This window comes from Pseudomonas sp. TAE6080 (assembly GCF_018732265.1).
GTDB classification, from domain to species: domain Bacteria; phylum Pseudomonadota; class Gammaproteobacteria; order Pseudomonadales; family Pseudomonadaceae; genus Aquipseudomonas; species Aquipseudomonas brenneri.
On the sequence record NZ_JAHIDY010000049.1, the window covers coordinates 1 to 10,880 of the forward strand.

13 protein-coding genes are annotated in these 10,880 nt (G+C 57.0%); 5 read left to right on the plus strand and 8 right to left on the minus strand.

The genetic code is table 11. The features are described from left to right. Positions 1-30: 30 nt before the first annotated feature. Positions 31-1,713, minus strand: coding sequence for a MobH family relaxase (gene mobH / locus KL786_RS25640; protein ID WP_215519413.1), 1,683 nt, complete (start codon positions 1,711-1,713; stop codon positions 31-33). 222 nt (positions 1,714-1,935) lie between these two features. Here mobH and KL786_RS25645 point away from each other — a divergent pair, with 222 nt between their 5' ends. Continuing rightward, on the plus strand, positions 1,936-2,130 hold the full coding sequence (locus KL786_RS25645) for a DUF7740 domain-containing protein (RefSeq protein WP_020300924.1): 195 nt from the start codon (positions 1,936-1,938) through the stop codon (positions 2,128-2,130). A gap of 130 nt (positions 2,131-2,260) precedes the next feature. Here the strand turns inward: KL786_RS25645 and KL786_RS25650 are convergent, their stop codons facing one another. Continuing rightward, positions 2,261-3,220: an ArdC family protein gene (locus KL786_RS25650; RefSeq protein ID WP_032903620.1), complete on the minus strand. Its 960-nt coding sequence runs from the start codon at positions 3,218-3,220 to the stop codon at positions 2,261-2,263. 131 nt (positions 3,221-3,351) lie between these two features. Further along, the gene (locus KL786_RS25655; RefSeq protein ID WP_016978896.1) at positions 3,352-3,681 is read right to left on the minus strand and encodes a hypothetical protein; all 330 of its coding nucleotides are present in this window, start codon (positions 3,679-3,681) and stop codon (positions 3,352-3,354) included. 456 nt (positions 3,682-4,137) lie between these two features. Here KL786_RS25655 and KL786_RS25660 point away from each other — a divergent pair, with 456 nt between their 5' ends. After that, positions 4,138-4,536, plus strand: a complete 399-nt coding sequence (locus KL786_RS25660) for a DUF3742 family protein (protein WP_020300919.1) — start codon at positions 4,138-4,140, stop codon at positions 4,534-4,536. Here the strand turns inward: KL786_RS25660 and KL786_RS25665 are convergent. From KL786_RS25665 to KL786_RS25685, 5 genes are all read right to left on the minus strand, one after another. After that, entirely contained in the window at positions 4,525-6,066 is a 1,542-nt protein-coding gene (locus tag KL786_RS25665) for a conjugal transfer protein TraG N-terminal domain-containing protein (RefSeq protein WP_020300918.1), read from the minus strand. The two genes, KL786_RS25660 and KL786_RS25665, sit on opposite strands and share 12 nt — an antisense overlap. Before the next feature lie 10 nt (positions 6,067-6,076). After that, a complete protein-coding gene (locus KL786_RS25670; RefSeq protein ID WP_020300917.1) occupies positions 6,077-6,385 on the minus strand; it encodes a hypothetical protein in 309 nt (102 codons plus the stop codon). Between the two features lie 3 nt (positions 6,386-6,388). Further along, a complete protein-coding gene (locus KL786_RS25675) occupies positions 6,389-7,771 on the minus strand; it encodes an integrating conjugative element protein (protein ID WP_032903621.1) in 1,383 nt (460 codons plus the stop codon). Continuing rightward, positions 7,768-8,724, minus strand: a complete 957-nt coding sequence (locus tag KL786_RS25680; RefSeq protein WP_032903622.1) for a TIGR03756 family integrating conjugative element protein — start codon at positions 8,722-8,724, stop codon at positions 7,768-7,770. The genes KL786_RS25675 and KL786_RS25680 overlap by 4 nt, the downstream gene beginning before the upstream one ends. 105 nt (positions 8,725-8,829) lie before the next feature. Next, positions 8,830-9,084: a helix-turn-helix domain-containing protein gene (locus KL786_RS25685; protein ID WP_020300913.1), complete on the minus strand. Its 255-nt coding sequence runs from the start codon at positions 9,082-9,084 to the stop codon at positions 8,830-8,832. 169 nt (positions 9,085-9,253) lie between these two features. Here KL786_RS25685 and KL786_RS25690 point away from each other — a divergent pair, with 169 nt between their 5' ends. The 3 genes from KL786_RS25690 (at position 9,254) to KL786_RS25700 (ending at position 10,856) form a co-directional block, all read left to right on the plus strand. Next, entirely contained in the window at positions 9,254-9,511 is a 258-nt protein-coding gene (locus KL786_RS25690) for a LasR-specific antiactivator QslA (protein ID WP_076964374.1), read from the plus strand. Between the two features lie 365 nt (positions 9,512-9,876). Beyond that, on the plus strand, positions 9,877-10,125 hold the full coding sequence (locus KL786_RS25695; RefSeq protein WP_020300912.1) for a hypothetical protein: 249 nt from the start codon (positions 9,877-9,879) through the stop codon (positions 10,123-10,125). After that, positions 10,122-10,856, plus strand: coding sequence for an ATPase (locus tag KL786_RS25700; protein WP_020300911.1), 735 nt, complete (start codon positions 10,122-10,124; stop codon positions 10,854-10,856). The genes KL786_RS25695 and KL786_RS25700 overlap by 4 nt, the downstream gene beginning before the upstream one ends. Positions 10,857-10,880: the final 24 nt, after the last annotated feature.

A 10,880-nucleotide genomic window follows, 5' to 3' on the forward strand; every position in this document is an offset into this window, starting at 1 on the left:
CGGTAGCCCCGCTCTTTTTCAAGAGGGGTGTCAGATTAAGTCGAGACTTCTACATTCTAGCAAATAGCCTTTGAGTTTTGCCTTCTTACGGGGACCTTCGACCTGACAAGCCCAGATATTTAGACCGTCGTCACGCTTCCTGTGGACCTTCAATTTTTCGAATTGCTTCTGCACCCAACGCCATTCTTCAGTCTCTTGATTGGCACCCTGAGAGATACCAGGGAACTCCTGCGCATAGCGTTGGAAGAGACCAGGCGTGACCAGAAATACGCTGCCACTCACCGTGTGGATTTTGGCCTTGCTGTCATTGATGACCAGTTTGTGGCTCAGGATGCTTTCCTTGACCCAATTCAAGAATGCCTGGCCAGGGTTATTCGAAGGAGGATTTGAGATTTCGAGAGCGTTTGCTGACGGTGCATCACGTGCCTCGGGTTCTGCCATTTCGAACATATCCAGCAACGCTCCTAAGTAGTCGGCATCTTCCGTGGCTACGGGATCTGGCTGTGATGGGCTTTGATCTGATCCTCTACTGACAACCTTGGGTGCTAGTGGCGATGCCGGAGCGTCAGTTGAGTGGTCATCGACTGCGAAGCTTACCGTTCCGCTGAAAGCTTCAGGTCGGTCTTCGTTCGCCCAAATCAACGCCGGTTGAAGGCGCAGAAAGGTAAAGCTCTGCTGCCAGTTTCCCTGCGTGACAAGCGCAGTCCAGATGGCTTTGCCTTCCGGCGTGGACTCAACCAATCCATGCGATTGCAGTTCGTCGAACACAGCAATGTTGGACGACGGAATGCCTTCTATCGCTTGTGAAAGCAAATAAGCTCGGAGTTTGTCCGTGACTGCCTTACTAACCAACCACAGGGAGTCCTGGGTCAGCCATCCCGCGGCCCCTGGCTGGTTGAGTTTCAGCTCGTGCTGAACGAGATGACGCAGTCCGCTGATCAAGTGATGTTGCAGCGTATGAATCGGCGCTTGCAACGCCTTGCTTGGGTTGCCACCGATGTTCTGTGCGGTGGAGACCCGGTCGGCTTGAATCACCAACTCGCCCAGCACGCCGGCGCGTTCATACTGGCCGGCTAGGACATACAGCAGACTCGCCCACAGCGGCGGAAAGCCACTCAGCCAATCGAGGATCGGTCGGTTGAGAATCTGGGTGTAGAGCAAGCCTGCGGCGGCGCCGTGCAGGTGATAATCGCGACCTTTGAGGTAGCGAAAGCGGTAGGGCTGATCCAGGGGACCCTGCCAAGGATGCCAAACACGGCCATCCTGGCGTTCGACTAGCAGGTCCACGGCGATCTTGCCGATGTCATGCAGAAGGGCACCATAAGCAATACCCGCCGACCAGGCATCGGTCTGGGCGGCTTGGTCTTCGGGCGCAGCGCCGGTTGGCAGCAGATACGACTGACGCAGTTTCAAACTGCAAGCGACCAGTTCCAGTCCATGGTCGAGCATGCCGCCAAGGTAAGCATGGTGGTGCGTCTCGCTGGCAGGCAGTTGCTGGACCTGTTCGGCGTAGCGATGGATCGGATTTATATAGAGCTGGGTGAACTGCGCGTGGGAGAGGGCGGTGTACTGCCAGATGCGGTCGAGCAACTGGCGGCGGTGTTCCGCGGCTAACAAACTGTGAGCCGACTCGATGGGCAGGTAACCTTCGGCGACGTTGACGGTCGGTGGCGGAGGGGGCTTCTGCCTTTTGCGGCGAAACAGGCTGAGCATCGTGATCTCCGGGAAGTGGCTGGGTCATTGGCCTTTTAGCCTTTTCGGATAGCGCTCTTACCCTTGAGTGCCCATTCCCTTCCAACCCTTACCCGTCCTTTTGGCTCGTGTCCCTTTGTGAGGCAATCGGAATATGGATACTGCTAGGCATCATTTTTTTGGGGGCTAGTACGGAAAAGAAAAGAGTCGGTACACTGCGGTGCCTATTTTTTGGGTCTTGCCATGAACCTTACTGACGCCACGCTCGTGCTGCTGCTCGCGGCACGTATCCATGGGACCGACGAAGCCGTCAGGGCCTCGGCGAAGAGCGTGGTCAAGAAGTTACCGCGCAGTAAACGCGATCTGATCTACAAGGTGATCGACAGCCGGAGTCCGCTCGAGCTGGTGGATTTTCTGGCGCAGAACCTGGATACATAACGGCATGCTGCGGGTGTGCGCCCCTCTCTTTTTCTTTGCGTGAGGGGCCCGCCGTCTGTTTTCTGGAAACAGAAAAAAGGGCTCAACTCGCGTTGGGCCCTGTGAAGCGTTTGCAGCGGTGAGGTAACGATCAAGCTCCATCGTTCATGCATAGTGAGTCATCCAAGACCGCTTGCTTCAGTTGCTGCTCCAGGTTGAGTACATACTCCGAGGCGCTTCGGGCCTGGCCACTGGCGCGGAAGATCGCGCGTTTGTCAGCCTTGAGCAGGCCGAGCCAGGAGTCAATGTAGCCCTCGTGCCTAAGTTCTCCCTGTATACCGGTGTAGGCACATAAAAACGCAGCGCCCATCTCGGCGATCAACTCCTCAAACGCGTAGCCTGGCGAGCCGAACGGACAGGCTGACGTCATGCCTTCGCGCTGCAACCGAGAGTGATGCCCGGTCCAGTGCGTCAGCTCATGAAGTGCCGTGGCGTAGTACCCGCCTTCATCGTGAAATTGTGCTTTTGTCGGCAGTTGGATGAGATCCCTGATCGGGTGGTAAAAGGCTTCGTCGGCAGGCCGATGAACGATGCGTGCACCTGAACTTAATAGCAGATTTTCCGCGGCGCTGTTGGGCTGGAAGGGATCACTCTGTTCCGTCTCGAGCAGGGTTTCATTGAGCATTTCGAGCCCCTCCGTTTGCTCGATGTTGAACAGAAAATGTGTCCTGAGAATGCCGAAGTGAGCGACCTTGGGTTGACCGTTTTCATCGAGTACGGGTTGGCCTGACTCGGTCTGTTCCTCGCGCTCCATCGGCTTGTAGAGCACCGCCAGAGTGCTGTGCTCACCCTTACGAATGTGCCCACCGGTCTTTTTGGCTTGGTTGAAGGTCAGCCAACGATCTTGAGTGAACCCCTGCAACCTGGCCTCGGCCCAGAGCAGCGGTAAATTGATGCCCGAATACGGACGTCGTGTGATGGCGTTGACGGGGTAGGGTTGATGACCGATGTAAGCGGAGCCACTTGAGGACCAGGGTTTGATCCAGGGAGCAACGCCTTGGTCTAACGCGGTAACGATCTTGTCAGTTACGTCTTGGTAGATATCGCGCATGGCAATTTCCTCGAGAGAAAACGGAGGAACGCCTTGCCCGTCGGGGGAGGGTTCCCCGGTTGGGTGATGGGTTGGATTGATGCAGGTCTTGCATGCCGCCCGAATGTGGAGGTGGGCGCCGCCCATTGCGCTTAGCGCTGGTGTTCTCCTGCAAGCGCTATCAGCAAGGCGGCAGGCTGACCCGGTTCTTGGAGTAGGCTCAGACTCAATTGCAGCAACGGGTCGTGGTGTAAGTGATCGGTTGGTTCAATGTGGATTACCTCGAACAGCACGTAGGGCTTGTGTGGATAGGCCAGGTGGGCTTCGAAGGCTGCGCGCAATACGTGGCTCAACCGATCGACCTGCAGCTTCTCAGCGTGATCGGATTGCTCGAGCAGTACTGCGCGTTGCCACGCGCCAGGGGTGAACACGATGGGCAACCGAAGGGTGTTCAGTGTTTGCGGTGTAAGTGAGTCGGGCATGGTATGTCTCCGTTGAATACGCGAAGAAACCTGCCCTGTGCGGGGAAAGATTTCCCCGCAGTGGGTTGAAGAAAATCAAGAGGGCTTATCTCACGAGCAGCGCTCGAAAGGCGCTCAGGAGAGCAGTAGGCGTTCATCATCGTAGCAACGGTCACCGTGCGAGCCACCGAACGCTAATCGCACTTGGGGAGAACCATCATCGAAGTGACGGAGCCTTGAAGGTTCTGGCTACCTGGGAAAGTGCTGTCGATAACAGCGATCCGTACCTTGTATTTAGCTGGACGATTTATCTGGGTCAATCACTGTAGATAGGCTTTTTCACGGGGCTTGTCTTCTGTCTTCCAGTGAAGATTTTTTCGGCTGGGCAAACTGATAAACGGTCAGGCACGGACAGTTTTCAGTAGTAGGCTGTTACTCCTGTCTCAACCATGAAAACGCTCAGAAGAGTGCGAGAGCATGCCGACTCAGCAACCTGTTCAGAATTCACGTGGCCACAGCTGGGCGTACGCATGTGGCACGTCGGTAAAGCGTGGTTATCGCAAATTGCAAGCGTTTGAGTCCCGCCTGGCTGAGCGTGCGGTGACGGCAGGTATGCCCGCAGGTAAATTACTTGTTCGCGGGAGCTTTCTGATTGCCAAACTGGCATTGATCGGAGGATTGCTCTTTGTCAGTGTTTGGCTGGTTACTTTTTTTGTGATGATGCTGGCTGTCATCACTTTGCTATGGTTCAGGGCTTTTGTTGGTTCCGATCATCAAGAGGAAAGTCCAGGGCCAGACTACCTAGGTGCTGATCTCTACATCGGTGACTTCGATGACAATGGGCATTATATAGGCGACAGCAAGTCATCTAATTGAACGTTTTGCAGCACCCAATATTTGATCCGTACCTTTGCTCGCTGAATCACTTGCGGCTTTGCTACCGTTCGCCAACATGCCTTGAATCCCGTTGCCGACTGAATATCCTGCCCAGCTCATGGCCCCTAGAAACAGCATTGGTAGCACGATGAACATCGCCCCCATCACATACTCGATCACCTGTGCCGTGACGGTTCCATCCATGAAGCCGGATGTGGGCAGCGATAACAGCACTTGATTGGAAGCCGAAACCTGGTTGTACAGCGTATCGAGCATGCTGGAGTCGATCCAGCGAGCGAGTTCCCACCAGAAGCTCAGCATGTGTAAGGTGAACAGCGCGAACGTCACGGTCATGACAGTTTTCAACTGGTAGGTACTGACCAGCAGGATCAGCGGCAAGCTGATGATGACGCCCATGATCAGGAACGCCTGCACCATCGGCAAGGCGGCGCGTAGTGCATTCATTGCCGGGAAGTTGCTGAAGGAACCGAGGGCCAGCCCGGTATTGGTGGCTAGGTTATTGAGCCCCTGATTGATCGAGCCGCCACGAGCGCTGGAACCATAGTCCTGGTACACCTGTCCGGGCGACATGGACATCGATTGCTGGCGCGGACTGACCAGTTCGCGCAGGGTGGCATCCTCGATGTCGTTGCTCGAGCGGCCAGTCAGCCAATTTTTCAGCTGAGTCAGCAGAGAGGGATCAACCTGCTGGATCAACTGCTCGCGCAAGCCAACACCGCTGTCGCTCCACCACTGCTTGCAAGTGGGGTAGCCCGCGGCACTCTCCAGCCGCGGCAAGGAAACATCGCGGCTTTCGTCATACGGCCAACTGATTCGCGGTGTGCGTGAACGATCCGTGTCGTAGTAGCCGGGCGTGTCGAGAAGATAGCTTGAGCCGATCCAGGACGCGTCGTGACTTTGTGCCTTGTCCAGTTGCGGGCGATTGGTAAACAACCGAGAACGGGAATAGCCATAACAGTCGCGGGTGAAGTCGGCGACTTCCTGCAGCAGTACCTGGCTGTTGATACGCGAGCTGTCGATCTCCATGCGCATCTGCCGAATATCCGGTGCGCAGGGAATGGAGGCGGTGGCTGCGGCGGTTACTCCTTTGCTCAAGGCATGCACTAGAAACCACCAGATCGGTACGTTGGCGGAGCGTTCGCCGATGGTATTGAAGGTTGTCCCCCAGGCGGTTTCCGCTGGCTTGGCCACATTTACGCCGCAGCGCTGACTTGCCGCATCATCGAACGTCATTGACGAGAGGCTCAACGGAAAGACCGGCGCGCAGCCGAACAATACGACGATGTAGGCCAGCCACAACCGGTTCTCGATCCGTGGCACCGAGAGCAATCCCTTGTTTCCCTCATCCGCGCCTTGCTGACGGGCTGACAGCCATTCCTGGAGGATGATCGCGCCAAAGGGCGCGGCGAACAGTCCGGTGTCGGACAGGACGCTCCAGAGTCCGTTGTTGATGATCCAGGCCAGCAGGGAGAGGTAAAACTCCAAGTAGCTGTTGGTGCTCATGAGCATGGTGGTGACCTCACAGTCGGGTGAGTTCGACGAAGGTAAAGAGCACGAGCCCTAATGCCCCGATGCGTTTCACGCGCAGTCGATCCTGTGGTCGATGTCGGTAGCGCCGAAGCAGATCCACCCACAGCGCGAAGAGGGCGCCGTAGAGCAGGGCACGCCACCACTGCAGATAGGGCCTTACGGATTCGAATGCCTGCTGCCAGACCTCGAAGCTGCCCAGCGCAGCGTGGCCGATCCATGCGACCAGTGCGGCGGTCAGGATCATCACTGCGGCAATCCCCAGACTCGAAAGCAAAGTGAATAGCGGTGAGCGTTTCATGGCTCACTTGCGCCTGGCGTCAGCGTCATTGAGTCGGCCCGGCTCAGGGTCGCCTTGCTCGACGGTGCGCGAAGCATCAGCACCGCCGGCATGCCGATCGAGCACTAGGCTGGCGGTATTGGTGGCCAGCATCTGCCGGACCTGCAGTTCGGTCTGCAGCAGGCGGATTTCGCGCTCCAGAGCGTCGATGTTTTTCGTCAAGGCGGTTTGGGCCGGCTCGGCGGAGGCGATGTTCGGTTCGTGACTGCCCGCCAACAGGGTGCGCAGTAGCAGCAACGCTTTGTCGAGCACACTGGACAAGGCCGTCTCACTGGCCAGGCGCCGTGCCAACAGATCCTGGTCGGGATCGTCGCGCAGGGCTTCGACCACGCCACGGGTTACCGGCAGCATTGGGCTGGAGGCTTTAGCCAGATTGTCAGGGGTAGGCGGCAGTGAGCCAGACAGCAGCCCTTGCAGGGCCTTGAGGCGTTCGCTGTAGGCCTCCTGGATCAGCGGCGTCAGTCCGCTGCCAGCGGTCGCACGCAGGGTTTCGCAGGTATCGCAGGTCGTGACTTCAGTTTCGCCCAGCACGCGAACGGCCCATTCGGATTCCTCCTGGGGCGAAGCCCAGGTCTGGCAAATGGCCCCACCCAGGCAATCGCTATTACTAATCGAGGCATTGTCATCCATCGACCGGTTATGCAGCAGGTTGTAGCCCGCGCGCACTACGTCGGCGGTCACCCGAATGGGCGTCTGCCCATCACCGCCAGCCTTCGAGCCGCCGACCCAGGACACCCCCTTGTTGCCGTTATGGGCCTCGGTGTTTTTCACCGCGGCCACCGCATCACCGCCGGTTTGCTCCAGATTGCCCTGCATCTCCTGGTTCTTGGCCAGCGCGCCCCAGCCGGCTTGACCGACCTTGTCCGCCATCTTCTCGGCCATGGCCTGGCAGGTCAGCTTCGAGCGGTCGAAGTCGATACGCCCCTGCATCACCCCGTTGCTCAACAACTCATAGAGGCCGGGGTTGGCGCGTTGGATGATCAACGCCGGCAGCGACATCACGGCTTGGGTCGCGTTCTGCACGATGCTGCCCATGATCTGCTGGAAACCTTCGGTGACGCCGTTCAGCTGGTTTTGCAGGGTGTTGGTGAGGCTCATGTTTCCGCACATCATGTTCGCCCGCCATGACCCGCCGACACCGAGACCACTGGGTCGGTAGAGCGAGCTCGGTGAGCCGACTGCCGAGCCGCCACCAATGGTGTACATCACTCGGTCGTCGAGTACTTCACCTTGAGTACCCAGACGGTAATCGCCCTCGGCGGCGTAGGCATGTGTGGCAATGGCGAGCAGTCCACAGAGCAACAGACTCATCGTGCCCAACCAGGGCCGCGCGAGAAGCCGACTCATGAAGCACCTCCTTCGAAGTCGATGCTGAACAGGAAGGTCTGTCCCTCACGTTTGCAGCAGCTATAGGGACGCCACAGCGACCAGGCGTAGCCGCCATCCGCGCTCTGTACCGGATCGCTGGGGAAGATGGCGCACGTGGGCTGCACCTGGGGGTAGAGCAATTGCCATTTGTGGGTCGAAGCGTCGTTTTCAACGATCGGGCCAGGCGGCCAGTAGCCGTCGCGTTTGGCGGGCGTGAGTGGTAAGTACACATGCGGCTGCCAGTTGTGGGTAATCACATCGCCGGCGCGTTGCGCCATGACTGCGGCCGCCTTGAAATCGTCGGGCTGTACCAGAAAGCCCTGCCGGGGATAAACGTTGCCCCACATGTTTCCCGAGACCTGACGACCAATTTCACGGATCCCCGGCATGAGCGATTCGGGGTAGAAACTTTCTGGGATGCCATGGCGCCAGGCCAGTGAGTCCAGGGTACTCAGGTAGTAAGGCATTAATGCAGTTGCACCGCTGGCGCAGGCATAGCCGGATTGCGAAGCCAATTGCGTTGCGACCCAGCCACCGGGGTGGCCGATGCCATCAACGTTCTTGAATCGAGGCAGGTTGTCGCGGCGGGCGTTCGGCGTGATCAGGTTGCCGCCACCTTCTGCACCGCTGATGGGAGCGGAGAGGGTGGTCATCTCGGTCCAGGGGTTATTGCCGGTGGTGGCGTAGCTCGAGACGACCAGTTCAGGAATGAAATGACGAACCTTGGTCGAGGTTTTGACTGTGCAGCCGAAGGGCGTGCAGAGTAGCCAGAAACAAATGCCGACGACCCTGTATTCGAGACAGTTTGGCGAAAGCACGGAGGAGGTGATGCTGACGGTGTCCAGCGCCATGCTTGGGCCGCACGCCAGCAGAATGCTTAGCGCCAAGGGCCTTAGTTTTGTGGGCGGAAGTGACGAGCAGGCAACAGGCATTATCCAGGCTCTCGGTGTATGGCCTGGGCAGGTTCGGTTAGGGACTGAAGACTGTCAGTGGGAATTATGAAGGCGGATCTATCGGATTTGTGAGGCGTGGGTCTATTATTTGACGTGAAGGGAGCTGCGCAGGGTATCGGCGTCTACAAGTAGTTGATCTGTGGTGATTTCGAAAATATTGGCGAGTTTGCACAGGACCAACAGCGAGGGGTTGCCCGCGCATCGTTCGATTTGGCTGACGTAGGTGCGATCCACCTCGGCCATGAGCGCCAGCTGCTCCTGGGTAAGGTTCTTTACGCGCCGCATCCAGCGGATGTTCTCCGCCAGTTGCAGACGAAGTTGTTCGTAGTCTTGAGTCATGCGCGCAAATTGCGCCTTGAGGGACTCTCAATCCACGGGATATAGTCTACATTGGCATTCAACTAGGCCATTTGGTGTTCATGCCTGGTATCGAGCGTTCATTTGGTGTCGTTACGCTTTTCGAAGCTGCGCCCAGCATCTAACAATAAATCAGAAATTTAGGGTGTGTATGGACCAAAACTACATTTCAATTCCTGCGGCGGATGGTTGCCCAAGTCTTCTGACACCTTGGGGCAGCGAATTTTCGCCGATGATCGAGCGTGGTGTGCAATGTGCCCAGGCTTGGCTTGAGGCAACGACCGATATTCCTTTGTGGTGGGAACTGGCGCAAACGCGCAAGACCTTTCCTGTCGGTGACTGCCAAGATGCCTTCGAAGCCGGTTTTCTGTTGAGAATTCAGCAACGGCTTCGGAGCGTGTCACAGTAACCCTGTTGCTTATGGGCGATTGCATCGTCTTGATCGCCCGTTTGCACTCAACCTGGCTGCATCGACACAGACCATGCAGTTTAAGAACGATTGCCGCTTCGCTGGCGCGTTTTTTCCACCGGCTGAACAACTCGGTGGGGGATTGTGCTTCCCTTATTTGGGCGCTGCACCAAGGGCGGCACTTGCTTCAAATGCCACCGGTCATGCATCGAACGTGAAAATCTCTTGAAAGGTATGGTTCCAGACGCCATTCCTCTAGAATGAAGGCTGACAGAAGTAGCTTTCGCCCTGTTACAAACAGGTTTACGTAGCTAAGATTCTGATTAAGTGCAGATTCTGCACGCTCTGAGAACGTGGAGCGCGATATGAAAGCCAAACGAGTGTTGAGTGACGATCTGGTGAGCCGACTGGAGGATAAGATCCCGGTCATGGCTGAAGGCGCCATCAATACCGCCTATATCAACGCCCTGGCTGCCGGCCGCAGTGTGATGGAAGTCATGAACGGCATGCTTGTTGAAACGACTGCTGACGGTAAGCACAAAGTCATTCGGGTGGCCAAGCCCAAGCACAAAGTGACTCTGGGTGGCGTCATTAAGGTGCGCCGTTGCTCATGACTGTCCCTCGGTTGAGGGTCTTTGCTGGACCCAACGGCTCCGGCAAGAGCACGATGAAGAGTGCCATCCCTTCCCACCTGATCGGTATCTACATTAACCCGGATGAAATCGAGAAGGCTGCCAAAGACAGCGGTCGTCTGGAGTTCAGTGATTTTCAACTGGAAGTTGAGGGTGATGAGGTCCTCGGTTTCATTAGGGAGCATCGGCTGGTCAGGTCTGCCCGGCTCGATGAGGAGGCGACCAACATAGGCTTTAGCAGCAACGGCCTGAATTTCCAGACGGTCGCGATGAACTCCTATTTTGCCTCCGTGCTCTCTGACTTCATCCGGAACAAGCTCCTCGAAGACCAGCTGTCTTTCACCTTCGAAACGGTGATGTCTAGCGACGACAAAATCGCTTTTATGCTCAAGGCAAGAGAGTCTGGATACCGAACCTACCTGTACTTTGTGGCAACTGAAGACCCTGACATCAATATCAACAGGGTCAGGAACCGTGTCGCGGCAGGTGGGCACCCAGTTCCCACAGAAAAAATTGTACAGCGCTACGGCCGTTGCCTGAGCCTGCTGCCTGTGGCTATTGCTGCTTCGGACCGGGCCTACATCTTCGATAACTCCGGTGCCGATCTGGTGCTGCTGGCCGAAGTTACGGATGGGACGGACCTTGAGTTCAAGGTTGATGAGGTCCCTGACTGGTTCATGGATGCCTACGTTGAAAAGGTGTCCAACGGCTAGCTGCCGGATTGGCCAAGCTGGGAG